Raw genomic sequence first — 25,504 nt, forward strand, 5'->3', positions numbered from 1 at the left:
TACATCATCTCGCACGGCAATGGACACCAGCCGACGGCTACTTGCTCTGCACGTTCATCCGTACCAGCCTCTGCACATACGCGAGTACGCCGACACGGGTGGGCCGAGGCGGGCGGTGGCCACGGTGGTGGTGCCGTCGGTGGAGCGCTCCACCCAGTCGCGGGTCTTGCCGAGGTCCATGGCGGCCTGCGCCCACAGGCGGTGCAGGGGCCAGTTGGGGATGTTCAGCTCGGCGGAGAGGCGGTGGATGACTTCCCAGCGGGGGTAGTGGCCCACCCCGCGCAGGAGCTCGGAGAGTTTCGATTTCGCCAGCAGGACGGTGGCCGAGAGGTCGGCGAGGGTGAGGCCGCTGGTGAGGTAGCTGGTGCGGGTCGGTTCCAGCCAGGCCCGGTGGGAGGTGGAGACGTGGCCGGCGATCGGGCCGAGTTTGCGCCCGGGGCGGCCCGGGGCCGGGTCTGCGGCGGAGTCGGAGTCGTTCACTGGTCGGGGCCGCCCTTCCGTCCCGTGCTGCCGCGTATCGGGGCGGGGGCCGGTGTGGTGCGCGCCCGGTAGGAGCGGTAGACCTGCTGCACCGTCAGGCCCAGGATCGGTGCCACGGTCGCGATCAGCGCCGCGTGTCCCATCGCGGCCATGGCCATGCTCCAGCCGAACACCATCACGGTGATCAGCGCCAGCGCCATTGCCGCCGCTATCTGCCTGCGTTTCATCACTGTCCTCAGTGCGAGTCGTTGCCATCCGGAATGCACCCCATGCCAAAGGAGGTGTCCCAACTGGCGGGTGCCACGCCGCCGTTGAGGAGCAACAGCATGGACCGCACCACGGCCACAACGCGACGTGATCAAGGAATCGCGGAACAATGCCCGCCCTCGCGGACCAGCACCAGGCCGCCGCCGGGGCAGCGGAGACACCCCGGCGGGACCCTTTCCCGTCCGCCGGTGACGGCGGGCCCGCGGCGCGGCATGCACACCATGGCCACGGTGTGGGCAAAGTTCCCGGTTTTCCTTGCAATCCACGCCCGGACGCCGTCGTATGGGAACGAGACACCTCGGTGTCGGTCTTCCATCCGGAAGAGGCACGCTCCCGTGCCAAGAAACACCCCGGGGGGCGTGGTCCAGTCCGTTCCCGCCCGGCCCGACGTAGGAACCGGGCGGGAACGGCGCCCCGCAGGGCGCGATGAACCTAGCGCACCCCACTGACAACCCGTCACCCCACGCCAGCCTGGGGAACACCTGCCGTGCTGCGCGCACGGGCCCCTACGCCCGGCAACGGCCTGCCCCATCGCAGCAGTGAGGCAGCGGCAGACGAGCGGGGTGCCCGGTCGGCCGCGCACAGGGCCGCAGCATTGGCAGCACACAGAAGCGGCCCGCCTGCTCTCTCAACCGACCTCCTGAGAGTGCACCCATGTCCCCGCGGTGCTCGGCGTCCTGTCCAGGCGGCCGCGATGCTGAAGCGACTGAACCCGAAGCGACTCATCTCCTTCAGTCGCTGCACCACAGGTGCAACGAAACCAGCAGTTCAGAGCAGGTGTCACCATTGCAGTAGCGACTGAAGCGACTCAAGTTCTGTATCTATCAGAGCAACGCGCCCGCGTGGGTATGCGCGCGCACATGAGGTAGGTGCGAGTTCCTGGTGCGTTCATAGATGGAGACCTTGAGTCGCTTCAGTCGCTGATCCGTTGCATACAGGTCTCTGACCTGGGGTTTCCTGTTCGAGCTGTGCAGCGACTGAACGGATTCCCGGTCGCTGCGTCAGTCGCCGGTCGCTGTGTGCGTGCGGCGGTGGCCGGTGCCGGGGTGCTGGGGGCCACAGTTCCCCCGCGTGCGTGCGGGGTTGTGCGGGGATGGACCGGGGGACTCGGCTAGCCTGTGCTGACACCGATACAGAACTTGAGTCGCTTGAGTCGCTTACAGGAGACGCACATGCCATGTGACCTGGGGTTTTCCCCCAGTGACTCAGGCTGTCGTTCAGCGACCGAGCCTGCTGGGAGTACCGCACCGCCCGTGGACCGGGAGACCGTACGTGACTGACACCCCCGACCAGGAGGCGCTCTTCGACCCGGCCGCCGCTGCCGCGCAGATGCTGAACTTCCCCGCCCAGGGAAACCCTGTCCCCGCAGCCGGGCCGCGCCCGGAGGTGTGCGGGTATCTGCCCGGCTCGCTCTCCGACCGGGGCAGCGCCAAGCTGTTCGTACAGAGGCACGGCCGGGAGTTCCGCCATGTGCCCGGGATCGGCTGGTACCGGTGGGGCGGCTACCGGTGGGAGCTGGACGAGGACGACAGCGTCGTCTGGGCGGCGGGCGACATGGCCGAAGGCCTCGCCGACAGCGACCCCAGCGGCACCTACACCGACCGGGAAGTGCGGGCCTTCAGACGCCGCGCCCTGTCGACATCGGGGCTCAAGGCCATGCTGACGCAGGCCCGGACCTCGCCCGGCATGGTCCTCAACGCAGCCCTCCTGGACGCCGATCCGTACGCACTCTGCACCCCGGCGGGCATCGTAGACCTGACGACCGGGCTCACCGCGCCGGCGGATCCCGAAAAGCACCACCACTCCCGCGCCACCAGCCTGGCACCGGTCGCGATGGACACCCCTCGCTGGGACAAGTTCCTCGAAGACACCTTCGGCAGCCACCCCGAGGGCATCGAGATGATCGCCTTCCTGCACCAGCTGCTCGGCTACTCCATCACCGGAGACGTCGGCGCGCAGGTGATGCCGTTCCTCTTCGGCCGGGGCAAGAACGGCAAGTCCGTCCTCCTGGACGTCGTGGTCAAACTGCTGGGCGACTACGCGGACGCCGCCCCGCCCGGCTTCCTGATGGCCCGCCCCTTCGAAGGCCACCCCACCGACCTCGCCGAACTGCACGGGCGGCGCATCATCGTGTGCTCCGAACTCAAGGCCGGCGACCGCTTCGACGAAGCACGGGTGAAACTGCTGACCGGCGGTGACCGGATCAAGGCCCGCCGGATGCGGCAGGACTTCTTCTCCTTCGCGCCTACCCACAAGCTGTGGCTGCTGGGCAACCACCGCCCCGAGGTCGGCACCGGCGGCTACGCCTTCTGGCGGCGCATCCGCCTGCTGCCCTTCGAGCGGGTCGTCGCCGACCACCTCAAGATCGACAACCTGGCCGACGTCCTCGTCGCCGAAGAAGGTCCCGGCATCCTGCACTGGCTGATCACCGGCGCCACCCGCTACCTCACCGGCCCCCGCGACCTCACCGGCCCCCAGCAGGTGCAGACCGCCACCACCTCCTACGCGGAGACCGAAGACCACACCGGACGCTTCCTCAGCGAGTGCTGCCTCCTCGACCCCGCCATGCGCGCCGAACAGCGCTCCCTCTACACCAGCTACCGTTCCTGGTGTGAGATGGAAGGCGCCACCCCGCTCTCCAACCGCGCCTTCGCCGCCCGCGTCCGCGAGACCGCGGGGCTCGCCAGCCCCAAGGACATGGTGCTCTCCAACCAGAAGAAGTTCTATCCGGGCATCGGGCTCGTACAGGAAGCAGGAGACGACGCATGAGTTCCCTGATCGAGCCCTCCGAGATCGCCCACGAGAGCGAACTCGTCTGGCTGGAAGACATCGAACCCCTCGACTACGTACGCCAGCACCTGGACCGGGTCCCTTGGCGGATGAAGCGCCCGTCGTTCCACCGTGATGGACGCATGGTCGGTTACGCACTCCTCGCCGACACTGCGCGCGCTTCCCGAGCCTCGGGAACCTTTCTTCGCCGCGTGTTCTGGCTCGCCCCGCACGACCGCGACAGCCAGCCGAACGGATACTACGAAACCGGAGCCCCAGGAGAGGCAGTCGACCCCCGCACCCTCGCCCCCCGCGAGACCGGGCACAAGACCGAACGCAGCCAGGGCGGCCCCGCCTCCCCCGCCATGCAGGAACTCGGCATAACACTCCCCCAGTCGTAAACCGCAGGTCCCCTCGTGCGCACAATGCGGCGTCCCCATCCAGTCGCTGCGACCGGAAACAAGGAAAGCCCAGTTCAGAGCGCCCGCCCATGCCTCACAGCGACTGAAGCGACTCAACATCCGTACCCCGTCGCTGCACGCATCAGCGGGACGCTGCCCTGCCCGCGCCAGGCACAGTGCAGGGGCAGTTGGGACCAGGGGCCACCCTGTGCGGGTACGTGACAGGCGAAGACAACCAGTACCCCTACGGGGCCATAAGAGCGCAACTCACCGGGCATGGGTATCCCATGCGGTCGGGGCGCGTTGGACGGAGCGTGACGCTCTCTGAGACCTCGCCCCCGGCGCCCGGCAACCCTGCCCAGGATTCCGGCCTCCTGCCTCTGCTCAGCCTCACCGAGGCCCAGGATCTTCTGCGACTGCTCCGGCTTGTCGCAGAAGAGGACGACGAACTCGCTGAGGAGGCTGGCTGGTTCGCCCACCAGCTCCACACTCGGATTCCGCCCGAAAGCTGAACCGACCAGCTCGTACGAGCGGGCCGTGACCCGGGTACGGGATGCGTCGTTGAAGAGTGCAGCGCCTGAGCACTACCTCCATCAGAAGCCCCCCGGTCTCTCCGCTCGGGGGGCTTTCTGGGCGGTCCCGGAAAAGCCGAAACAGCGCTCCAGCAGCGTCTCCCGCTCGGGCCCGGACACCAAGTCCTGGCCTGCGCAGTGCCGGGAACGCACCCGGGCTGGCAAGGCGTGCCCGATCGGGGCACGGCCGCCGGGGCTGTGCCCCGTGCACGGCCCCGACGTGCAGTGCCGCGCACAGAAGGCCGACGGTTCCTTCTGCTCCGTCGCGACAAGCGGAGGGCCCTGCGCCCGCCACGTGGACACCCCGGTATCGTCCGACCACCAGTTGCTCTCCCGCCTTGACTTCGGCTGACCTCACGCGCCGCCCCCGCGCGCGGCCTCCCGGCTGCGCCCTCCCTTCGGGGCAGTCAACACATCGCTTCCCGCAGGTTCCCTTCACCTTGCGCCGGGTGCGGGCCGCCGCTGCCGGGTCGCCACAGCCTGTGCGACATCTCACAGGCCAGTGGTCTTGGGCCCGGGTGCGTGACGGGCAGCCCGGCACGAAGGGCAACGGGAAGGCTTTGACCCTGGTGGCCGGACAGGCGCGCCCCGGTGCGTCAAGTCCGTTTCATCCTGCTCTAGTTGCTCATGGTTCCACGTAACGAGCTGTGGTTGCCGGGAAGCCTGGAGGGCGTTCCGGCAGGGTGCGCAGCGCCGAGGCGCGGACTCTATCCGTGCCCTCTGACAATTCAACGGATCGTCATGTTCAAGCCATGAAGGCTGTTTTGCGCCATCGGTTGGCGGCTTGCTTCTATATCGCTCACTCACCGCCTGGCCTGCGGCTTCGCAGACGGTGGTACCGAGAGCGAGAGGAGACAGCGGCGTGGTGCATCCGTTTCGGGTTGACCGTGACCCCTGCGTCGAGGTCCGCATACGTGAGGTCCTCACCCCCGAAGAAGCCGGTGAGCTGGCTGTCCTCGTACCGGGTGCGGTCCCAGGCGGTATGGCCGTGGTCGGGCTGCGGGAGCTGTTCGGCGGTGCGCACCTGTTCGCCGATCTCCTGGTGGCGCAGCCGCCCGTTGAGGCGATGTGGCGTCGCCTGCTGGCCGCGATGACGGTGCGCGTCGGCCGCCTCGATACGCGTGACGGGGAGGTGTGGCTCGACGCCCGCGAGGACCTGCTGGAGCGCGGACGCTTCGATCCGGACGCGGTGGGCGCGTACTTCGATCCGTCACCGGAGCGCTGGTGGCTGTTCGGTGGGCCGCGTCCGTTTCTCCAGGACCCGCGTCTGGACGAGGAGGGCGGTGACCCTGCGGCGCCCGGCCGCCTGGTGATGTCCCGGGCGTCGGGGGCGAACGCCCTGTGGTCGGACGGCACTCCGCAGGATGTTCCGGTCGGCGCGGCCGAGTCGGTGGCCTGGCTGCTGGGCTGGTACGGGTTCGGGCCGTCCGGTACCAACAACACCCGCAGGCACGGCGGGCGCAGTACGCACATCACCAAGGCGGGCCCCTACAGGTCCCTGATCTCGTACTTCCCCCACCTCCCGGGCAGTCTGTTCGCGAGCCTCGTACTGTCCGTGCCCGCGCCCAGCGCCTGGCCCCAGTGCCCCGGTCCGGACCTCGCTCCGTGGGAAACCGCCCAGCTGCCCGACCCGTTGGCAGTGCGGCCGCCCGCTGGGCCTGTCTCCTTGCTCGCGGGCCGGACCGCCCATGCCGTGCTGCTGTGCGGTGACGGGGAGAACCGCACCGTGGGGTGCCGGGCCACCTGGGCAACCCTCACGGATCTGCCGCCCGCCACCGACCCGTACGTCATCGAACGCGACACCGGGGGGCCGGTGCGCGCCGATCGCGGTCGCCACCTCTGGCGCGACCTGGACGCCCTGCTGCTCCATCAGCGGGCGGGCGACAAGGCCACCTGGCGCCGCCCCACGGTCTTCGACCATCTTGCCGAACTCGACCCGGACCTGCTGGCCCGGCTCGGTGTGCGCGCACTGGGCTGGGAACAGGAAGGCCGGGACCGCAACTTCGCCTGGTACAGCGCCACCACCCCGCCCGTCCTGCATCATCTCGCCGAGGCGGACCCCGACGGGGCGGCCGCCATCGCCGCTGCCCGCGACAGTGCCGAGGGGGTCTCGCGCGCCCTGTACGGGGCATTGGCCAACGCGTGGGACGGGGCGTACCCGAAGCGCGAGTCCAAGGAGAAGGACGGCTTCGTGAACCAGGGGCGCGCCCGGTACTGGGCGGCGGCCGAGGCAGAGTTCTGGGCCGTGCTGTCCGATCTCGGACGGCCTCCGGCGTTCCGGTCCCTGGCGGTGGAGGCCTTCGACGCCAGCACGACGTCGCTGAAGGCGACCGGTCACGGGCGGCGCGCCATCGCCCAGTCCCGTGCCCAGCTGACCCGGCCCCGCCCCGCCCGCACGCCGGGCCGCGCGCCCCGCACCCCGGCCTGACCCCTGCGCCATTCCCCGGAAATGAGGACCGCACCCCCATGCCCCGAACACCCGCCGATCAGACCCCCGACGCTCCCCCGGCCCCGGGCCTGCAGCCCGTGCAGCCGCCCGCCTGGCTGGCCCGGGAGACCGCGTTCATGCAGTACGTCGCCGACGTCTGCTCCACCCCGCAGGGCCGCCGCGATCTGCGCGACGGGCTCAACCTCCGCAAACTGGAAGAGTCCTGGCGCATGATGCGCCACCTGCGCACCCGCATCCCCCGCTGGGGTCCCGACGCCACCCTCGCGCACCTGGCCGTGGCCGGTCTCTACGCCCACCAGGCACCCAACCCCTCCACCGACACCACCGCTCCCGTGCTGTACGACCCCGAGCACGGTGACCTCGGCTGGTCCCTGGAACGCGCCGTCGGCCAGGAGGTTCTGCGTGAGGACAGCACCGCCGACCTCCTGGAGCGCCTGGCCCGCCAGCGGCGGCTCCAGCCCGCCCTCGCGCTGCTGCACCGGCCCGTCGCCCGGTTGACCGCTGCCGGTGTCCCGCTGTCCTGGCCCCGGCTGCTGCGCGACGTCAACAGCTGGCCCCGATACCGCGTCCGCATCGCCGATGCCTGGATGCAGAGCTACTACAGCCCCACCCCCCTGACCGAGGAGACCTCCGCATGAGCCTGTACGTCGACATCCACGTCCTGCACGCCTACCCGCTGTCCAACTTGAACAGGGACGAGTTCGGGTCTCCCAAGGTCGCACTCCTGGGCGGCACCGAACGCACCAGGATCTCGTCCGCCTGCCAGAAGCGCGGCGTGCGCATCAGCACCGAAACCGTGCTCGGCGACAAGGCGCTGCGCACCCGGCGGCTGCCGTCGAAGATCGCTGCCGCACTGGTGGCCCAGGGCTGGCCGGAAGACGAGGCCCGGGAAGCCGGGCAGGCCATCACCCTGTCCGGACAGGTCTCCGGAATGAAGCTCGACGATGCCGCGACCACCAACCTGATGCTGTTCGTGCCCGAGTCGGTGGTCGCCGATCTCGCCGATCTCGCGATAGCCCACCGCAACCTGCTGGCCGCCGCCGCCGAACAGGCCCGCGCCAAGGCCGAGGCCGCCGCCGAGAAGAAGACCAAATCCACCGCGAAGACCAAGTCCAAGGCTCCGGCCCTGGACAAGGACACCAAGGCCCGCATCGAACAGCTCCAGAAGACGGTCCACGAGCTGCTGTGCCGCCGCAACGGCTCCATCGCCGCGTTCGGCCGGATGCTCGCCAACACCCCCGACGCCACCGTCGACGGGGCCATCGCCGTCGCGCACGCCCTCACCACGCATGCAGGAGAAGAGCAGCCGGACTTCTTCACCGCGGTCGATGACATCACCGGATCCGACAACGGCTCCGCCCACATGGGACAGCACGCCTTCTCCTCCGGCACCTTCTACCAGTACGCCACCATCACCGTCGACGAGCTCGTGAACAACCTCGACGGCGACCTGGCGATGGCCCGCGAACTCGTCCAGGGCTTCCTCACCGGCTTCGCCCTCAACGTCCCGGCCGCGAAGAAGAACAGCACCGCCCCCTTCACCCCGCCGGCCCTGGTCTACATCACCGTCCGCACCGACCAGCCCATCAACCTCTCCGGCGCGTTCGAAGCCGCGGTCACCGCCGACGACACCTCCGGCTGGATTGCCCCCAGCATCACCGCTCTCGACCAGCACGCCGCGGCGGTGAGCAACTTCCTCGGCGATGAACACCTCCTGGCCGCCGCCCACTCCGGCACCGCCGACCTCACCGCGGTCACCGCACTGGGCACCCACATCCCCCGCCTCGACGACCTCGTGACGGCCATGGTGGACGCCGCGTTCCCCCAGGCGGGCACGAAGTGAGCCCCGGCCTCCTCCTCCACCTCTCCGGCCTCCAGTTCTGGGGCGGCCCCCAGGGCGGCAACACCCGCACCAGCCACCCCCACCCCACCCGCAGCGGCATCACCGGCCTCCTCGCCGCCGCCCAAGGACGCCCCCGGGGCAGCGACCTCACCGACCTCGACACACTCACCCACACCCTCCGCGTCGACCGCCCGGGCCAGCTCCTCCTGGACTTCCACACCGTCGGCGGCGGATACCCCAAACACCTCACCGCTGCCACCGCCGCAGGCGGCCACCGCGGCAACGCCCTCATCTACAAGGACTGGTACCTCCACGACGCAGCCTTCACCGTCGCGCTCACCGGACCAGCCCCACTCATCGAGGACCTCACCCAGGCACTCCAGAAGCCGGTCTACCCACCCCACCTCGGACGCCGGTCCTGCCGCCCCGACACCCCCCTCCTCCTCACCCCCACCCCCGTCCACGACGCGCTCTCCGCACTCGACCAACTTCCCCTGCACCGCACCCCGCCCCGCACCGGCGACACCGTCCCCGTCACCTACCTCCACGAACACCCGCCCGCCCCCGGTGCCCCGCCCACCCGCATCCTCGACGACGCCCCCCGCCCCGGCCGCACCTTCACCACCCGGCCGATCTGGGAAACCACCCGCCACCTCCCCGCATCCCTCTGCCACGGACACGGCACCGGCTACCTCAACGCACTCACCCAGCACCGCACCTGACCACCCCTACCCGCCCCCGCGGGAACCACCGGAGCCCCCGATGCCCCCCAGCGCACACCTCACCCGCATCCAGCTCAACCCCACCTCCCACCACACCGCCCACGACCTCCGCGACGCCCACGCCCTCCACCGCACCGTCCTCTCCCTCGCCCCCCACAACCTCGGCGACACCCCCCGCCAAGCCGCAGGCATCCTCTTCCGCCTCGAACAACACCCCCGCGGACACACCCTCCTCATCCAGTCCCGCCACCCCCTCCACCTCAACGCCCTCCCCCACGGCTACGCCACCACCACCGACGAACGCGACCTCACCCCCCTCCTCGCCTGGCTCCAGACCGGCGCAACCCTCCGCTACCGCATCGACGCCCAGCCCACACGCTGCACCCGCCCCGCCAACCCCGGACGCGACAACAAAGGCAGCCTCAACCGAGGCCGCCTCACCCCCCTCTACGACACCGACGCCACCACCTGGTGGCACGAACGAGCCCAAGCCTCCGGCCTCAACCCCCACCACGACACCACGCGCACCACCGCACAACCCGACATCGCCGGCTGGAAGAAGAACCCCACCGGCAAACGCATCCGCATCCGCGGCAACGTCACCCGCTTCGAAGGCACCGCCACCATCACCGACCCCACCACCCTCACCACCGCCCTCACCACCGGCATCGGCCGCGGCCGCGCCTTCGGCACCGGCCTCCTCTCCATAGCCCCCCACCCCGCATAGCCAGCACCACATCCCCCCCACCAAACAACCCCGCACCTTGATAAAAGAATTGCAAAGCCCTCAAGAAACACCAGGTCAGAAAGTGTCCAGCCCGCCCACGCGGGAGTACGACGCCCTTTGCCGCCGGGGCTGCTGGCTGCTTCGGGTCCAGCCCGCCCACGCGGGAGTACGACGAGGTGATGCGCCTGGTAGGCCCACAGGTTGATGTCCAGCCCGCCCACGCGGGAGTACGACGCCCTGCGCCAGCGCGTCACCGTGGAGGTGGGTGTCCAGCCCGCCCACGCGGGAGTACGACGGGTCGAGTTCGGGTGGAGGGGTGTTGTCCTGTGTCTAGCCCGCCCACGCGGGAGTACGACGTCGATCGGAGAGGCGTACAACGCCGATCACGGGTCCAGCCCGCCCACGCGGGAGTACGACGCTGCTTGGCGCGCTTCTCCGGGTCCCAGATGTGTCCAGCCCGCCCACGCGGGAGTACGACGACGGACCGGTAGGAGGTCTCTCCGCGCATGTTGTCCAGCCCGCCCACGCTGGAGTACGACGTCGGAATCGGTGAGCCAGGTGCGGAGGTGCTCGTCCAGCCCGCCCACGCGGGAGTACGACGACGCGGGTAGCGTCCTGGGCCGACGGCGACCCGTCCAGCCCGCCCACGCGGGAGTACGACGGAGAACGAGGACAGCGTCCTGTTCGGGCTGCGGTCCAGCCCGCCCACGCGGGAGTACGACGACGCGGCCCTTGCCGCCCTTGCGCCGCAGATCGTCCAGCCCGCCCACGCGGGAGTACGACGGCAGAGGCGGCGGCCCAGGAGGAGGCCCGCAAGGTCCAGCCCGCCCACGCGGGAGTACGACGACGCCCATCCCCGCCATGATCCGGGCCGACTCGTCCAGCCCGCCCCCGCGGGAGTACGACGCTCCGGCCACCCCCGCCGGGCCATCAGGCGGAGTCCAGCCCGCCCACGCGGGAGTACGACGGACCCCGAGGACGCGATCGTGGCGCAGGGCCGGTCCAGCCCGCCCGCGCGGGAGTACGACGAGGATTTCCCAGAACGCATCCGCGAGGCCGCAGTTCAGCCCGCCCACGCGGGAGTACGACGGGCACCGGGAAATCTGAAGGCCGTCCGCCACACGCCCAGCCCGCCATCGCGGGAGTACGACGGACTGCGACGCCATCGCGGCGTGCGTGGCCGAACCCACACCGCCCGCGCGGGAGTACGCCGTGCGAGATGCGCCGTATCCGGGCGGCCGAGGCGTCCATCCTGCCCGCGCGGGAGTACGACGATGTCCTTCTCGTACGGCAGGCCGGTCGTGTGGTCCAGCCCGCCCACGCGGGAGTACGACGCTGACCGCCGCGCTCGGTGTGGTGGTCGCCAAGTCCAGCCCGCCCACGCGGGAGTACGACGGTGATGATCTGTGCGCCGCGTTGCCCCCAGACGTCCAGCCCGCCCACGCGGGAGTACGACGGAGTGGGCCCGCCGTGGCATTCGATCCGGCCCGTCCAGCCCGCCCACGCGGGAGTACGACGGCGGCGATCATGCCGCAGCCGTTCACCAGGGCGTCCAGCCCGCCCACGCGGGAGTACGACGCGACAGGTCATAGCGGACGTCGTCCAGGGTCTGTCCAGCTCGCCCACGCGGGAGTACGACGATCGTCGCCAGGGTCAGGCAGTGGCCGATGTAGTCCAGCCCGCCCATGCGGGAGTACGACGCTGCTCCTGGGTGCCTACTGCAACCGGACGGAGTCCAGCCCGCCTACGCGGGAGTACGACGTACCGGAAGATCGGGCGGCGGCGCGCGGGCAAGTCCAACCCGACGCTGCGGCACGCGAAGTCCAACCCGCCCAAGCGGGAGTACGACGGGGCCCACCTGGGGGGTCCGCGCCAACGAGCTGTCCAGCCCGCCCACGCGGGAGTACGACGGTCTTCGCCCCGCTGACCATCGGGCCGAACATGTCCAGCCCGCCCACGCGGGAGTACGACGTACGCCCGCCCTTGAACGGAGTCGACCAAGATGTCCAGCCCGCCCAAGCGGGAGTACGCCGACGTTGTCGACTTGGTAGACCCCGTCATCGCAAGCCAGCCCGCCCGAGCGGTGGTACGACGGGGGCGATCCTGTGATCCGCCTGCCTGCGACCGTCCAGCCCCGCCCACGCGAGAGGAAGACGCCGGTGGCGTCGAGCGTGAGCTGTACTTCAGCGTCCAGCCCGCCCACGCGGGAGTACGACGAGGATTCCCCAGAACGCACCCGCGAGGCCGCAGTTCAGCCCGCCCACACGGGAGTACAACGCGGACACCTCGCTCTGACCCAAGCAACGCGAGTCCAGCCTGCCCACGCGGGAGTACGACGGGAGCTTTTGGCTTCCGCCACAGGGACCCGGGGTCCAGCCCGCCCAGGCGGGAGTACGACGTTCAACGAGGAGCCACAGTTCGAGCAGGTCAAGTCCAGCCCGCCCACGCGGGAGTACGACGGACCCGAGCGACGTCCTGGGCGCCGAGACCCAGTCCAGCCCGCCCACGCGGGGGTACGACGCTCCCCGAGTCCACCTGGGACGTCCTCGACGCGTCCAGCCCGCCCACGCGGGAGTATGACGGCGGGCCTGTCCGAGGAGCCGGTCTCCCGCTCGTCCAGCCCGCCCACGCGGGAGTACAACGCGCGCCGAAGACGTAGCGGCCCTCCTCAGCGAGTCCAGCCCGCCCACGCGGGAATACGACGCCTCGACTCCCGGTCAGTTGTTCGGCAGACGGGTCCAGCCCGCCCGCGCGGGAGTACGACGACCTTCAGGAGGACGCGGACCTGCTCGCGGGTGTCCAGCCTGCCCACGCGGGAGTACGACGCACCGCCCGCGGCTCATCGTCGTCGAGTGCACGTCCAGCCCGCCCACGCGGGAGTACAACGACGGCCAGAGCCTCAACACCGCGCTCCTCGACGTCCCGCCCGCGCCCACGCGGGAGTACGACGTTCCCCCTGCCCAACCTTCTGCTAGATCTGAGAAAGGTGTGTTCCGCCCGTGCTGTTCGATGTATGCCCCTGTATGTGGGGGAAGTTCGAGGGTCTCGATGTCCCCTACCCGCTGGGCTGTCATTTGTTGGACACGGCAGCGGTTGCTCGGGTGCTGTGGGACGTTCACTTCACGACGGGGCAGCGCCGCTTCGTCGCGGAGTCCTTCGGCGTGCCGCCGGAGCAGGCGGGTTCGATGCTGGCGTTCTGGGCTGGCCTGCATGATGTGGGCAAGTGCTGTCCCTCGTTCCAGGCTGCCCCGACGGGCCCCTTGCCGGAGTTCCTGCGGCGGGCAGAATTTGCCGCCCCGTCGGGGTGGATGAACGAGGGATCTGTGCGGCATGAGCGGGTGACGCATCTGGTGCTGCCGTCGGTGCTTGCTGAGTACGGGTATGACGCCGCCTCCCGCCCGGGGAAGGCCGTGGGGCATCAGGTAGCGCAGATCCTCGGCGGTCATCACGGCGTGTACGGGGCGATGCTCGATCGGGCGACGATGCGGCATCCGGAGAAGGCGGAACCGCGGGTAGGTACAGCGAGCGGGTGGCGTGAGCAGCGTGCCGCGCTGGTGGACGTCGTCCACGAGGCGTGCGGGCGGCCCGCCGCTCCCGCACGGGTGGCCCCGGTGGGGGCAGCGGTGCTGGTGACCGGGTTGGTGATCCTGGCGGACTGGATCGCGTCCGGCGTGTCCTGGGTGCGGGCTCGGCAGGACGCCTGGGTAAAGGACGGGAGCGAGGACTGGCAGGCGCACTTCGCACGGTCAGCGGCCGCGGCGGGCCCGGCTGTTGAAGCGTTGCAGCTCGCTGCCCCCGCCTGGGGGCCGGCTTCGGCGTTCTCGGAAATGTTTCCGCAGATCACGCAGCCGTATCCGTTGCAGGCCGATATAGCGGCCCGGCTTCCTCGGTTGGTGTCGGGGGCGGGCATCATGCTGGTGACGGCCCCGACCGGGGACGGCAAGACCGAGACCGGGCTCTTCGCGGCACGGTTGCTGGGTGCGGCGTCCGGGCATGCGGGGTTGGCGGTGCTGCTGCCGACGATGGCGACGACGAACGCGATGTGGGAGCGGGTGCGCTCCTATGTCCGCGATGCCGCTGTCACGGATACGCCGGTGGCGCTGCTGCACGGGATGGCCTGGCTCATGGAGGCATACTCCCCGGAGGCTGCGGACGGTGAGCTCTGTGATGACGGGGTGTCCACCGCGACCGGGGACTTTCTGCGCCGCAAGCATCTGGGGCTGGTCGCGGGGGCGGCGGTGGCCACCTGGGACCAGGGCGCGATGGCCTGTCTGCCGATGCGGTTCAACACCCTGCGCTGGCTGGGCCTGTCCGGGAAGACGCTGATCATTGATGAGGCGCACGCCTACGACGCGTTCGGGCACGCGCTGACGATCCGGCTGCTGCAGTGGCTCGGTCACCTGGGCGTTCCGGTGGTCCTGCTGTCGGCGACGCTCGCCGGGAGCCTTGCCGAGCGCCTGGTGCACGCCTACCTCCAGGGCGCCGGGCACGACAGCCCGCAGCCGGTTGCCCCGGCCTATCCCGGCTGGCTGTTCGCCGACGCCGCCAGCGGCAAGCTGACGGTCTCGGGGACGATTCCCAGCACCCGGGCCCACGCCCTGGCCGTGACCCAGTATCAGGTCCACCACACGCATGACCCGGACGTGCCCGGAGGGCGAGCAGCCCAGCTGAAGGAATCGCTCCGCCCGCTGTACGACAGCGCCCAAGACGCGGGTTCGGTGCTGGTCGTGTGCAATACCGTGCCCGACGCCCAGGCCACGTACCAGGCATTGGCCGCGCGTCCCGGATCCCGCGCGCCCCGCCTTCTCCTGCTGCACGCCCGCATGCCCCAGTGGCAGCGCGAGGACCACACTCAACAGCTCCTCGACCTCCTGGGCCCTCGTGCGTCCCGGCCCGGGGAGCCCTGGATCGTGGTGTCTACGCAGGTCTGTGAACAGTCCCTCGACGTCGACTTCGACCTCGTCGTCTCCGACCTCGCCCCGCTCGCGCAACTCCTGCAACGGGCCGGACGTGGACACCGGCACACCCTCGGGGATCGCGGCCAGCGCCCGTCCTGGGCAGCCGACCCCCGCCTCGTCGTGCTCACCCCCACCGGTGTCCTCCCGCCCCCGGCATGGGGCACCGTCTACGACGCCGCCCTGCTGCGCCGTACCCGCGATCTCCTTACCGCGAAGGCCAGCAGCAGCGTTCGTGTCCCCGAGGACGTCACCGCGATGATCGAGTCCGTGTATGCGGACCTCAACTCCCTCGCTGAGGAAGCCCTCCTGGACGACGTCCGCCGGGCAGGCCGGGACGCAGCGCTGAGCGCAGCCGCCGACCTCGCGGCCATCCCGCACCCGCGCACCCTGACCGACCTCTACCCGATCACCGACCGCGACGTGGACCCCGACCTGCTCACCACCCGCCTCGGCGCCGATTCCGCCCGCCTCCTTCCCGTCTACCGCACCGTGGACGGCGCCCTCTTCCTCGACCCCGCGTGCCAATGCGAACTCCCCGTGCCCGCTGCGGGGCACAAACGGCTCTCCGCCGCGCAGATCGCTGAACTGGCCCGCCTGACTGTCACCGCGCCCGGCACTTACCTCCCCGACACCCCGGACACCGCCGTGCCCACCTCGTGGAACACCTCGCCCTTCGCCCGCGACCTGCGGTTGCTCCCCCACCAGGTGCTCTCCGACGGCCGGACCGAGGGCTACCGCACCCAACGGCATCTGCTGTATCTGGACCCGGTGCTGGGGCTGGTCCGCTCCACGCCATAGCTCTGTTCAGGCCGGCACCGTACGAGGCGCCCTGCCCGGTCGCCCTGCTGCTCCCGCAACGTGATCGTCGCCTTCGGCCTGGCGCAGAGACCCACGTCCACCAGGGGTTTACGACCGGAGAGGAAGGCCCCGCTGCGGACTAACGCGGCGCGCGCTCCGCCACACGAAGTCGCAGGCTGGACGCATGGACGCCCCGATCACCCTGGCCCTCGCCCAGGCCGTCGACACCCTTCCCGTGGACAAGGGGCAGCTCGCGTACGAGCCGAAATTCGACGGCCATCGGATGACGCTGCAGCGCACCCAGGACCGAGTGATCGTCCGCAGCAAGGCGGGACGGGTCGTCACGTCTACGTGGATGGACCTTGCGGTCGCCGCCATGGACCTGTCGCCCGGGGTGCTCCTGGACGGTGAGGCCGTCGTGTACCGAGAGGGCCGCCTGGACTTCGGAGCGGTTCAGCAGCGGGCGGCGGCGGGCACCGCGAAGGCAGGTGCGCTCATTGCCCGCTACCCGGCCTCGTACGCCGCGTTCGACATCCTGCACCACCCGGACCACGGGAGCCTGGTGTCGCGTCCGTACCGGGAGAGGCGGGCTCTGCTGGAGGAGATCCTCGCCCCGCTCGGGCCGCCCCTGCAGGCGGTACCGATGACGCTGGACGTGGACGTCGCGCGTGTGTGGTGGGACGGGCTGCGGGACATCGGGATCGAAGGCCTCGTGATCAAAAGGCTGGACGGGGTGTACCCGGCAGGGCGCAGGGGGTGGAAGAAGTACCGGCACGCGGACACCGTCGACTGCCCCGTCGTGGGTTACACCGGCACCCGCGCCTATCCCGTCCTCCTCGCGGTCGCGCTCCCCGACGGGCAGACCGTGCTGTCCCGGCGGATCACCGCGGACGTCCGTACCGGGGTGAGCACACACCTCGCGGGCGTCGAGCCCGCAGCTTCCGTACGCACCAGCGGCGGCGACCGGTACACGCCGTGCCCGCCGGGCCTGGTGGTCGAGGTGCTCGCCGGCACCACCCGGCACGCCACCGTCACGGTCACCCGTGTACGGGACTGACCCCGCCACGGGTCAGGCGGTCGACGTGCGGGCGGACTTCTTCGCCGGTGCCTGCTTGGCCGCCTTCGCGGTCTTCTTCACCGGTGCGGGGGCCTTCTTCGCCCGGGCCGCCTTCTTCCCGGCGTGATCGGCGAGGTCGTGGACGCTGGCGTCCTCACCGCGGGAGGCGCGGGCGGACTGGACGGACTGCTGGAGGGCGGCCATCAGGTCGACGACCTTCTCCTTCGGCCTGCCCGCGTCCTCGGAGGTGGCGGGCTGGTGGCCGTCGGCCTTCGCCGCGAGGAGCTCCTCCAGGGCCTCGCGGTAGTGGTCGCGGTAGCCCTCCAGGCCGTCGTCGGACGTCATCTCCTCCATCAGCGAGATCGCCGCGTCGACCTCCTTGTCGTCCAGGTCGATCTTCCGCGGGGCGAGCTCATCGGCGGAGCGGACCTCATCGGGCCACTTCATGCCGTGCAGGACCAGGGCGTCCTCCATGACCCGCAGCAACCCCAAGCGCTCACGGCCGTGCCAGGCGAACTTCGCGACGGCGACCTTGCTGCTGCGCTCCAGGGCCCGCCGCAGCAGGGTGTAGGGCTTCGCGGCGACCGGGCCGTCGGCGGCCAGGTAGTACGAGGCGCCGATGCGTACCGGGTCGATGGACGCCGACGGCACGAACCCGATCACCTCGATCGCCTTCGCGGTCGGCAGCGGCACCTGGTCGAGTTCCTCGTCGGTGACCGCGATCAGGGTGTCCTTGGAGACCTCGTACGCCTTGCCGATCTGGTCCTGCTGGACGACTTCGCCGTCGAGCTCGCACACCTTCTGGTAGCGGACCCGGCCCATGTCCTCCAGGTGGTACTGGTGGAAGCTGATGTTGTGGGACTCGGTCGCCGGATAGACCTTGATCGGGATCGTCACAAGACCAAAACTGACGGCTCCGCTCCAGACAGGGCGTGGCATGACAGGCCTCCAGCATCCAGGGCATTTCAGCCTAGAACGACCCCTCCGCCCCGGCACCCGGAGCAGGGACAAGGGCCCGCGGGCCCTGGGCTGCCGTTGGGCTGGATCAGAAGACCCCGCTCTCCTCGAAGGCCGTGCTGTAGACACTCCAGCCGCCCAGCCGGGCCAGCAGGGAGCGCGCCGCGTCCACGCTGACGCCCAGTGCGGGCGCTACCTCGTCCGGCGGTGAGGTTGCCGCACCGCGGGCGGCTGTGACGCCGAGCTGGGTGGCGAGGACCTCCAGACGGCGGGCCGCCCTCACCCCGGCCACCGGATGATCTGCGGTAAGGGTCTCGATGCGGGAGACCACTTCCTCCAGCAGCGCGGTCAGGTCCCGCGGCAGCGGGACCGCGGCGCGTTCGACGGCCTGGAGATGCTGGTCCCAGTCCTCGAAACACGCGTCCGCCACGTCCTCGCCGCCCTCGCGCAGCGGCGTCTCGCCGATCTGCTGCCAGTCCAGCGTGCGCGCGGTACCAACCCAGCCGCAGGAGCACACCGCCCGCAGCGCATCAGCGCGCGGACCGTGGAAGCGGCCTCCGTCGTAGTACGCCCACAGGTCCGACGTGGTCCCGTAGGCGGAGGCTCCGTCGAAGTACACCGGTTTCGGCACGCTGCCGTCCGCCAGCAGCACTCCGACCCGGCCCTCGTGCGACGCCCCGAACTCGTCGCTGTCCCAACGCTCCTGCACCACCGTGCACCCCCACCCTTCCCGGGCTGGCCGCCCCCTGGTGTGTCCCGGGCGGGATTCCCGGGCCTGATACGACCATGACCCACCCCTCCCTCTTGGGGACGGGAAATCCGCACATCGTTCCTCGGAATGTGGAACCGAACGGGGGCCTGGGGCTGCGGTCAGCGGGTGTGCCGTCATCATGGGCGGGTGACGACGTGGATGCGCTGCTACTGGGACGAGGACGACACCTGGTTCTACTTCGAGGTGGACGCCTCAGGGTGGGTGACCCGGCAGGTCGAGCTTGAGGGGCCCCAGCGGGTTCCTGTCGCGGCTGCTTCCCTGGCCGAGTGGCAGCGGGCCCAGGACGCGGGCCAGCTCGATCAGTACGACGGCAGGTTCGGGATCACCGCCGAGATCCCGGTGTCCGAGTGGGAGGGCCACCACCCGGAACCCCTCACCCGCGAGGAGTTCGAGAACGTGTGGGAACCTGCCCGCCGCCACATCGCCGACCCGCCCACCTGACCGATAGGGGCTACGCGGAGAACATGGCTTCCTGGTAGGCGCAGCACAGGTGGGCGAAGGCTTCGTTCAGGGCTTCGCGGTGCTGTTCGGTGGCTTCCGCGGCCGGGTCCAGGCGGATTTCCTTGCGCAGGCGCACGAAGCCGATGCTCTCCCAGCGGGCGGTGACCCTGCGTGCTGCCCGGTCCCACTTCTGCGCATCCGGGGCCCGGCCCCCGATATTGGTCGCGGTCCTGGAGGAAGGGGATTACCACAGTCGTCGGCCCCGAGTTCGCGCACGGCCTAACAGTCTGGGTGGACTGCCCGAGACCTTCCCCGGTCAGCCCACCCAGCACAGCAGCAGCTCTCAGGTCAGGGCCTAGGAAGGGTCGCCGCCATTGTTGATCCAGGCTTTGACGGCTCCGGTCCCTCGGTCGACCACGAGGTAGTCGGCGCGGCCGTCTCCGTCGATGTCAGCGAATACGCTGTATTCAGAGTGTCCCAGGGGAATACCTGCGGCGATCTGGCCGCGGGGTATCCAACCGGATTTCCCGTTTTGGTCACCGCCTCTGTTCAGCCAGGCGGTAACGGGGCTGGGCCAGGACCTGCTGTGGACGATCAGGTAGTCGGCCCGCTTGTCACAGTCGACGTTCGCGAAATACGGACCGCTCACGTCATAACCGTCGCCGCCGGTACCGGCGGCTATCTGGCCGACCGGGTTCCAGCCGGGTTTGCCGTCCTGGTCACCACCGATGTTCATCCAGGCCTGGACGGCGCCGGATTTGCGGTCGGCCACGAGGTAATCAGCACGTCCGTCGCCATTGACATCGGCGAAGACGACCCACTCTGATAGCGGAGAGGTGAGGGTACCGGAGGCAACTTGGCCGCGCGGATCCCAGCCAGGTTTGCCGTCTTGGTCACCGCCCCTGTTCATCCAGGCCCGAACCGCACCCGTTTCGTAGTTGATCAGAAGGTAGTCAGCGCGTCGATCTCCGTCGAGATCCGCGAACACGAGGCGTTCGTCCTTTGAGGCGATACCGGAGGCGACTTGGCCGCGCGGCTCCCAGCCAGCTCTACCGTCTTGGTCGCCGCCCCTGTTCATCCAGGCCCGAACCGCACCCGTTGCTCTGTCGGCAAGCAGGTAATCAGCACGCCCGTCTCCGTCGAGATCCGCAAACACATACTCTTCGGTATAACGAGCGGCGATGCCTGAAGCGATCTGCCCCCGGTCGATCCAGCGTCCCGGGGTGTCGGTGCACTGCTGTCCGCCGTCGTCGCGGGAGCTGATCTGTCCCGCGCGGATGGCCCCGTTGACTGCGGCGGCGAAGGCGTGCCCGATCTTCTGGTAGCCGGTGTCGTTGGGGTGGAGTCCGTCGCTCAGATCCCCTGGGGTGAGCATGCTCATGTTGACCAGGTTCACCTTGGCGCCGGTGGCGGCCCGCGAGGAGACCAGCGTGGTGACTTCCCTGTTGTATGCCGTTACGCGGGCCTGGCCGGCGGGGTTCGCGTTGGGTGGGATGGTGGCCACCAGCACGGTCACGCCGGGGCTGTCCTTGAGGATCTGGTCGATCACACTGCCCAGCCGCTCCGGTGCCGTGCTCACTTGGTGGTCGCGGTCGGTGTCGTTGGTGCCGGCCATCAGCGTCACCACGTTCGGCCGGTACGCGGGAACGGCGTCACGGAGGGCCTGGCCTATTTCCGCGATCAGCCAGCCGCTGTGGCCTTCGTGGTCGGGGTCGGCCATGTTGCCTGAGCGCATGGACCCGACGAACTCCAGCGAACTGGCGTCGACCAGCGGGCTCTTGCCCAGGTCCGTGTACAGGGTGCCGCGGTAGCCGTTGTTGTCCGAGGACTGGAAGCCTGCCGTGATTGAGTCACCCGCCGGCATCAGCCGGACCTTCGCCTTCTCCTTGCCCGGGATTTCGTCAATGTCTTCGACCCAGCCCAGTACGAGGGCAGAGACGACCGCCTCGCTGTAGGCGCGTGACAGGTCGGCTCTGCCCGCATCGGTGAGGGAGCCGTCGGCCGTGACATCGCCCGCGGTGATCGTGCTGGTGTCGGCCAGGACAACGCGCCGTTTGTTGCCGGCCATCTGGATGGACAAGTCCCGCAGGGCACTGTTGAACCGTTTGATTTGTCCTGGGTCGGTGCCGGATGCGGGGAGTACCCCGCCCAGGATGACGACGACATCGGGATTGACCTGAAGGGCGTTGACCCGGCTGCGGATGCCCGCGATCGCTTTGTCGGTGTCGTTCAGATCGAGTGTGGCGGCACTGGGCTGGAGCAGCACGATATTGGCGCCGCCCGCATCCGCAGGTGCGTGGTCGAAGGTGTCGTAGGCGACACCGTCCGAGGTGTGGTGGGAGCCGACAAAGTCCACGGGGACGTCACGCTTCAGAGAAGTGATCGCGAAGAACGCCAGCACCCCGACGCCCAGCCCCTTGAACACGTCCGTGATGCCCGATCTCACATTGTCGATATCGGGCACGGTGGGTCGGATCCGTGCGACAGGCGGTAGCGCAGCGGCTCGCAGACCGCCCAGGTTCACCGGGTAGTGGTCGGGCTGTCCACCGGGGAGGCGCGTAGTGGGGGTGTCGGTTACTAGGTCGTTGGTGACGAAGTAGTCCAACTCGCTGCCGCTCTGGTGGGTGGGCAGCCCGGAGTTATGAATGCGCGCGACACCACTCGGATATCCGGACCGGTTGGGCAAGACGCCAGGTTCCACGTTGAAATCACCGCCCACCGTCCATACCGCTCGGCCGTTGCTCCACTGCGCGACCTGGGTATTGACAGCGCCCAGGAGGGCACCGGAATCGCCGCCGCTTCCGCTCTGGCCGTGGAACGTGAAGTACCAGTGGTTGCCGAACCGGACCCCCAGTGCCGCTCGCCCATCGGGAATCGGGTTCTCCACCACGTTGACCTCGTCGGGAACATCGCGGGTCACGATCGCGCTGTTGACCCGGCCGCCGTTGGAGGTCCGCAGGAAGTACACGTTGTAGGGAATGTCTCTGGGCATCCAGGTGGAGTGCTCGATGGTCACGCTCCCCCGTCCCCCCGGGTTGACGATGATGGGGGTCTGGGGCCTGCCGCTGGGCGGCCCGCTGGAGCCGACCTCCTGGAGCAAGACCACGTCGGCGAATCGGATCTGCCCAGTCACCGTGGTGGTCCACTTGCTGTCGGCCCCGGCGGTCCCGCCCTGAAGGTTGTTGCTGATCACGGTTGCCCGGGAGAGCGGAAGATCCGCGGCCTCGGCGGGTCTTGCCGCGACCAGTCCCCCTGCCGTGAGGGCAAGACCCAGCAGGGCCGCCACCCACAGCCGAAAGATCGGTATTCGTAACATACTTGCCTCACGGTATGAAGACACAGAAGGAGATGCGGACACCACGACAGGCCCCGCCCTCCTCATGATCCCATCCACCGCACTCAGCCCTGGCCTGCGCTGTAACGTCGGGTGGGGTCGGCTCAGGTGGTGCAGGCTGAGGGAAGACGGCCCGGGATCCGGCCACAACTCCTCACAAAGGCTTCGGTAAGCGACGACCGGCCGCCGAGGCGACCCAGCACCGCCTGTACCGCCGTTTCGTCCGGGCCAAGTTCTGCGGCCATGTCGACCGGCGCCATCAGGACACACCTCCGGTGCGCAGCCTCGTGGCAGACCCGGCTCGCGGTGACCGCCAGACAGCGGGCGGCCCGCGACCGCGACCGGAAGGCCTCCGGCGAGCTGTTCGATGCGGGTCGTGACGACCTCCAGCAGCGCCAGCAGATCATGCGGCAAGGGCACCACCGCCCCGTCGAAGGCCTGCCCCGCCGGTCCCGGGGACCGGCGGGGCAGGCGAGCAGCGGAGTGGGGCCCGCTGCACCCTATGCGCGCCAGCGTCGTCGGAGGCGTTCCGGCAGACCGTCGTGCTGCTCATGCAGTTCGATCGTCACGCCGGGGGTGGCGTAGAGGCCCACGGTTGTGCGGAACTTGGCGTCGGCGGTCGCCGCGTCTTCCCACTGTCCGTATACCTCCGGTCCGGTGGGGCGGAAGCGGAGGGTCAGATGGTAGACCGTTCGCTCGCTCATGCGTGCGTCCAGGGTGCGATGCGCAGACGGTAGGCGGAGCCGGAAGTGATGGCGCGGGCCTGGTCGTAGAGATCTCGTTCGGGGAACTCCAGCAGCGCTCTGTCGGCGGCCTGGCGCAGCAGGGCCACGACAGTTGCTGTGGGTCGGCCCTGGTGGGTGGCGGCAAGTGCCGCGTAGACGTGCGGGTAGTGCTCGTACGGGCTGGGCTGCCAGTTCATCTGCGGTCTTCCTGCCGTGTCGCGGAGCGGGACTGGACGTGGGGTGTGGCGAGGGTGGCGGGCTGGACGGCTGAGGAGCCGTAGCGGGCGCGGATGCGGTCGGCGACGGTTTCCAGGGCCAGGGCGTGCTCGTCCGTGGGCTCGAAGGACAGTTGGGCGCTCGCGTCGGCGGCCGGGCTCAGGCCTTCGGCGCGCAGGGTGAAGGCGCGGACGCGTGCCCGTTGCAGGCCGAGGACGGCCAGGAGCGCGTGCGCATCGGCGGCGAGGGCGCGGCTGTGCTGGGTGGCCTCCTTCAGAGTGCGGGAGCGGTTCGTGGTGGTGCGGTCGGCGTAGCGGACCGTCAGCGTCAGGGCTTTGGTGACCTGGCCGGTGGTGCGCAGGCGCAGCCCGAGGTCCTCCGCGAGTCCGAGGAGGGCCGCGTGCTGGGCGGTGGAGTCGAGGGTGTCGTGGGAGAACTCGCGGGTGGCACGCGTGGACTTTGCGCGCTCGCCTGGTTCGACGGGCCGGGGGTCGCGTCCATGGGTTCTTTCCCCAGTTGATATAGGTGATCTGATCCGCGATGGGACGGGGATTCCCTGTTCATAGGCCTGGTGGGTTGGTCTGATGAGCAACAGCGTTGTTGCGGTGAGAACAGCTACCCACATGCGGTTCGATGGCCTCTGAGAAGGCGTTACCCGCCCGGCCGCCCTGGACATCACGATCCAGCATTCGAAGATTCCGAGAACCACGCGGCCCGTCGGAACGCCATTAGTGAGAAGCTGTGGCACTTCCCCTGTTGGTTGTGACGTGGGGTGGTTGGCTACGGGCTGGGGCCGCGTGGGGTGCTGGGGAGGGTGCGGCGCGTTGGTCCCGAAGGCCCGGGGGATGGTGCTTATGGTGGGGTATCCCCGCCGGGCCCGAGATCGTCTTCTTCACAGCCCGGCGGGGATTTCCTTTGTCTCCTGCGGGTTCCCGCGTCGGCCAGGCGCTATGGGCTGGCGACTGGTCCGAACGTGTGCTCATCTGATGACCTGTTAGTTATGTGCTTGGTGGGACGGCTGGTCACCCTGACTCTGAGCCCGTGAAGAACACACTGTTCGGGATGGTCTTGGCCGCTGCGACTGTCGCTGCCACCGCCACTCCCGCCCTGGCCCTGTCCGCCCCTACCGTTCTGCCGCAGTCGCGTGCCCTCACCGCCGTGTCGGCGCCCGAGGCCCCCCGGGGCGGGGACGGCGACTGGTGCCACAAGTGCGTCAAGGGCTACATCACCAAGCACCAGAAGGAGCTGAAGAAGCTCCTGGGCGGCAAGGACGGCAAGCAGGGCCTTGCGGGTCCGGCCGGACCGGCCGGTCCGGCCGGTCCGGCCGGACCGGCCGGACCGCAGGGACCGCAGGGCAAGGCGACGAGCCCGAAGGACTGGACCGACGCGGAGAAGGCCGAGCTCAAGGGCGAGAAGGGTGACCCCGGCACTCCGGGCGGCCCCCAGGGCGCGAAGGGCGACATGGGCCCGGCGGGCCCGGCCGGACCGAAGGGTGACAAGGGCAACACCGGGGCCGCAGGCCCGCAGGGTGCCGCCGGAGCTGCTGGCCCGCAGGGTCCTGCCGGTGCCGACGGCGCGAAGGGTGACACCGGACCGGCCGGTTCCAAGGGCGACAAGGGAGACCAGGGCGACGCCGGGCCCAAGGGCGACAAGGGAGACTCGAACACGGGTATCCCGGAGTCCCAGATCGTCGAGGGCCCCGTGACGGCGCTGCCTGCTCAGACCACCCGGTCCGCCGCCGCTTCCTGCCCGGCGGGCACGGTCCTGACCGGAGGGGGCGGCCGGGTCGAGAGCATCTACCCCGGCAACACCTACCTTGTGCGCAGCTACCCCACCGGCAACGTCTGGTATGTCGTCGGCGGCAACAACGCCAGCACCGACACCGAGGTCCGGGCCTACGCGATCTGCGTGAAGAAGGCCTGACCCGCACCACCCCAGACCGCAACAGCAGCCGTGCGGGGCTCTGCCATCGCAGAGCCCCGCACGGCCGTGCCCTGTCCTGGACAGGGACTTCTC

The 25,504-nt window shown here is 69.7% G+C and carries 20 protein-coding genes and 1 CRISPR repeat array; of the genes, 11 read left to right on the top strand and 9 right to left on the bottom strand.

Annotated elements, in window-relative coordinates; all coding sequences use genetic code 11:
- Nucleotides 1–54: 54 nt before the first annotated feature.
- Both ACIO3O_RS39860 and ACIO3O_RS39865 read right to left on the bottom strand, forming a co-directional pair.
- Nucleotides 55–480 carry a hypothetical protein gene (locus tag ACIO3O_RS39860; RefSeq protein ID WP_401754936.1) on the bottom strand — a complete coding sequence of 142 codons (426 nt, stop codon included), beginning with the start codon at nucleotides 478–480 and terminating at the stop codon, nucleotides 55–57.
- Nucleotides 477–707 carry a hypothetical protein gene (locus ACIO3O_RS39865; protein WP_401754939.1) on the bottom strand — a complete coding sequence of 77 codons (231 nt, stop codon included), beginning with the start codon at nucleotides 705–707 and terminating at the stop codon, nucleotides 477–479. Before ACIO3O_RS39865 ends, ACIO3O_RS39860 begins: the two co-directional genes overlap by 4 nt.
- Before the next feature lie 1,369 nt (nucleotides 708–2,076).
- On the opposite strand from ACIO3O_RS39865, the gene ACIO3O_RS39870 reads away from it, so the two are divergent.
- The 9 genes from ACIO3O_RS39870 (at nucleotide 2,077) to ACIO3O_RS39910 (ending at nucleotide 17,043) form a co-directional block, all read left to right on the top strand.
- Nucleotides 2,077–3,516, top strand: a complete 1,440-nt coding sequence (locus tag ACIO3O_RS39870; RefSeq protein WP_401755142.1) for a phage/plasmid primase, P4 family — start codon at nucleotides 2,077–2,079, stop codon at nucleotides 3,514–3,516.
- Nucleotides 3,513–3,917 carry a DUF6009 family protein gene (locus ACIO3O_RS39875; RefSeq protein ID WP_401754941.1) on the top strand — a complete coding sequence of 135 codons (405 nt, stop codon included), beginning with the start codon at nucleotides 3,513–3,515 and terminating at the stop codon, nucleotides 3,915–3,917. Before ACIO3O_RS39870 ends, ACIO3O_RS39875 begins: the two co-directional genes overlap by 4 nt.
- Nucleotides 3,918–5,351: 1,434 nt before the next feature.
- A complete protein-coding gene (gene casA / locus ACIO3O_RS39880; RefSeq protein ID WP_401754944.1) occupies nucleotides 5,352–6,917 on the top strand; it encodes a type I-E CRISPR-associated protein Cse1/CasA in 1,566 nt (521 codons plus the stop codon).
- A gap of 38 nt (nucleotides 6,918–6,955) precedes the next feature.
- Nucleotides 6,956–7,576, top strand: coding sequence for a type I-E CRISPR-associated protein Cse2/CasB (gene casB, locus ACIO3O_RS39885; RefSeq protein WP_401754948.1), 621 nt, complete (start codon nucleotides 6,956–6,958; stop codon nucleotides 7,574–7,576).
- Nucleotides 7,573–8,781, top strand: a complete 1,209-nt coding sequence (gene cas7e / locus ACIO3O_RS39890; RefSeq protein WP_401754951.1) for a type I-E CRISPR-associated protein Cas7/Cse4/CasC — start codon at nucleotides 7,573–7,575, stop codon at nucleotides 8,779–8,781. The genes casB and cas7e overlap by 4 nt, the downstream gene beginning before the upstream one ends.
- Complete coding sequence (gene cas5e, locus ACIO3O_RS39895) at nucleotides 8,778–9,503, top strand: type I-E CRISPR-associated protein Cas5/CasD (RefSeq protein WP_401754954.1); 726 nt, start codon at nucleotides 8,778–8,780, stop codon at nucleotides 9,501–9,503. Before cas7e ends, cas5e begins: the two co-directional genes overlap by 4 nt.
- A 40-nt stretch (nucleotides 9,504–9,543) precedes the next feature.
- The gene (gene cas6e, locus ACIO3O_RS39900; protein WP_401754956.1) at nucleotides 9,544–10,230 is read left to right on the top strand and encodes a type I-E CRISPR-associated protein Cas6/Cse3/CasE; all 687 of its coding nucleotides are present in this window, start codon (nucleotides 9,544–9,546) and stop codon (nucleotides 10,228–10,230) included.
- A gap of 84 nt (nucleotides 10,231–10,314) precedes the next feature.
- Nucleotides 10,315–12,324: a CRISPR direct-repeat array (repeat unit 29 nt; unit sequence GTCCAGCCCGCCCACGCGGGAGTACGACG).
- A 929-nt stretch (nucleotides 12,325–13,253) separates the two neighbouring features.
- Nucleotides 13,254–15,986, top strand: a complete 2,733-nt coding sequence (cas3, locus tag ACIO3O_RS39905; RefSeq protein ID WP_401755145.1) for a CRISPR-associated helicase Cas3' — start codon at nucleotides 13,254–13,256, stop codon at nucleotides 15,984–15,986.
- 184 nt (nucleotides 15,987–16,170) lie between these two features.
- On the top strand, nucleotides 16,171–17,043 hold the full coding sequence (locus tag ACIO3O_RS39910) for a hypothetical protein (RefSeq protein ID WP_401754959.1): 873 nt from the start codon (nucleotides 16,171–16,173) through the stop codon (nucleotides 17,041–17,043).
- Nucleotides 17,044–17,055: 12 nt separating this feature from the next.
- On the opposite strand, the gene ACIO3O_RS39915 is transcribed toward ACIO3O_RS39910, so the two are convergent.
- The gene (locus ACIO3O_RS39915; protein WP_401754961.1) at nucleotides 17,056–17,982 is read right to left on the bottom strand and encodes a Ku protein; all 927 of its coding nucleotides are present in this window, start codon (nucleotides 17,980–17,982) and stop codon (nucleotides 17,056–17,058) included.
- A gap of 106 nt (nucleotides 17,983–18,088) precedes the next feature.
- Complete coding sequence (locus ACIO3O_RS39920) at nucleotides 18,089–18,712, bottom strand: hypothetical protein (RefSeq protein ID WP_401754964.1); 624 nt, start codon at nucleotides 18,710–18,712, stop codon at nucleotides 18,089–18,091.
- A gap of 198 nt (nucleotides 18,713–18,910) precedes the next feature.
- Between ACIO3O_RS39920 and ACIO3O_RS39925 the strand changes: the two genes are divergently transcribed.
- Nucleotides 18,911–19,213: a hypothetical protein gene (locus tag ACIO3O_RS39925; RefSeq protein ID WP_401755147.1), complete on the top strand. Its 303-nt coding sequence runs from the start codon at nucleotides 18,911–18,913 to the stop codon at nucleotides 19,211–19,213.
- Nucleotides 19,214–19,223: 10 nt separating this feature from the next.
- Here the strand turns inward: ACIO3O_RS39925 and ACIO3O_RS39930 are convergent, their stop codons facing one another.
- The 5 genes from ACIO3O_RS39930 to ACIO3O_RS39950 form a co-directional block, all read right to left on the bottom strand.
- The gene (locus ACIO3O_RS39930) at nucleotides 19,224–19,349 is read right to left on the bottom strand and encodes a hypothetical protein (RefSeq protein ID WP_401754967.1); all 126 of its coding nucleotides are present in this window, start codon (nucleotides 19,347–19,349) and stop codon (nucleotides 19,224–19,226) included.
- Between the two features lie 219 nt (nucleotides 19,350–19,568).
- Nucleotides 19,569–22,529: a GDSL-type esterase/lipase family protein gene (locus tag ACIO3O_RS39935; RefSeq protein WP_401754970.1), complete on the bottom strand. Its 2,961-nt coding sequence runs from the start codon at nucleotides 22,527–22,529 to the stop codon at nucleotides 19,569–19,571.
- A 518-nt stretch (nucleotides 22,530–23,047) separates the two neighbouring features.
- A complete protein-coding gene (locus ACIO3O_RS39940) occupies nucleotides 23,048–23,251 on the bottom strand; it encodes a hypothetical protein (RefSeq protein WP_401754973.1) in 204 nt (67 codons plus the stop codon).
- Nucleotides 23,248–23,469 (bottom strand): hypothetical protein, encoded by a 222-nt coding sequence (locus ACIO3O_RS39945; protein WP_401754976.1) that lies wholly within the window; start codon nucleotides 23,467–23,469, stop codon nucleotides 23,248–23,250. The genes ACIO3O_RS39940 and ACIO3O_RS39945 overlap by 4 nt, the downstream gene beginning before the upstream one ends.
- On the bottom strand, nucleotides 23,466–24,080 hold the full coding sequence (locus ACIO3O_RS39950; protein ID WP_401754979.1) for a hypothetical protein: 615 nt from the start codon (nucleotides 24,078–24,080) through the stop codon (nucleotides 23,466–23,468). The genes ACIO3O_RS39945 and ACIO3O_RS39950 overlap by 4 nt, the downstream gene beginning before the upstream one ends.
- 449 nt (nucleotides 24,081–24,529) lie before the next feature.
- Here ACIO3O_RS39950 and ACIO3O_RS39955 point away from each other — a divergent pair, with 449 nt between their 5' ends.
- Nucleotides 24,530–25,411, top strand: a complete 882-nt coding sequence (locus ACIO3O_RS39955) for a hypothetical protein (protein ID WP_401754982.1) — start codon at nucleotides 24,530–24,532, stop codon at nucleotides 25,409–25,411.
- Nucleotides 25,412–25,504 lie beyond the last annotated feature (93 nt).

Source organism: Streptomyces sp. NPDC087440 (assembly GCF_044744005.1).
GTDB lineage: Bacteria > Actinomycetota > Actinomycetes > Streptomycetales > Streptomycetaceae > Streptomyces.

Coding starts and splice junctions, on each gene's coding strand:
- ACIO3O_RS39935 (WP_401754970.1), bottom strand. CDS start 22,529: ATGTTACGAATACCGATCTTTCGGCTGTGGGTGGCGGCCCTGCTGGGT.
- ACIO3O_RS39870 (WP_401755142.1), top strand. CDS start 2,077: ATGCTGAACTTCCCCGCCCAGGGAAACCCTGTCCCCGCAGCCGGGCCG.
- cas3 (WP_401755145.1), top strand. CDS start 13,254: ATGTGGGGGAAGTTCGAGGGTCTCGATGTCCCCTACCCGCTGGGCTGT.
- ACIO3O_RS39865 (WP_401754939.1), bottom strand. CDS start 707: ATGAAACGCAGGCAGATAGCGGCGGCAATGGCGCTGGCGCTGATCACC.
- ACIO3O_RS39940 (WP_401754973.1), bottom strand. CDS start 23,251: ATGAGCGAGCGAACGGTCTACCATCTGACCCTCCGCTTCCGCCCCACC.
- ACIO3O_RS39915 (WP_401754961.1), bottom strand. CDS start 17,982: ATGCCACGCCCTGTCTGGAGCGGAGCCGTCAGTTTTGGTCTTGTGACG.
- ACIO3O_RS39945 (WP_401754976.1), bottom strand. CDS start 23,469: ATGAACTGGCAGCCCAGCCCGTACGAGCACTACCCGCACGTCTACGCG.
- ACIO3O_RS39875 (WP_401754941.1), top strand. CDS start 3,513: ATGAGTTCCCTGATCGAGCCCTCCGAGATCGCCCACGAGAGCGAACTC.
- ACIO3O_RS39910 (WP_401754959.1), top strand. CDS start 16,171: ATGGACGCCCCGATCACCCTGGCCCTCGCCCAGGCCGTCGACACCCTT.
- ACIO3O_RS39925 (WP_401755147.1), top strand. CDS start 18,911: ATGCGCTGCTACTGGGACGAGGACGACACCTGGTTCTACTTCGAGGTG.
- cas7e (WP_401754951.1), top strand. CDS start 7,573: ATGAGCCTGTACGTCGACATCCACGTCCTGCACGCCTACCCGCTGTCC.
- cas6e (WP_401754956.1), top strand. CDS start 9,544: ATGCCCCCCAGCGCACACCTCACCCGCATCCAGCTCAACCCCACCTCC.
- casB (WP_401754948.1), top strand. CDS start 6,956: ATGCCCCGAACACCCGCCGATCAGACCCCCGACGCTCCCCCGGCCCCG.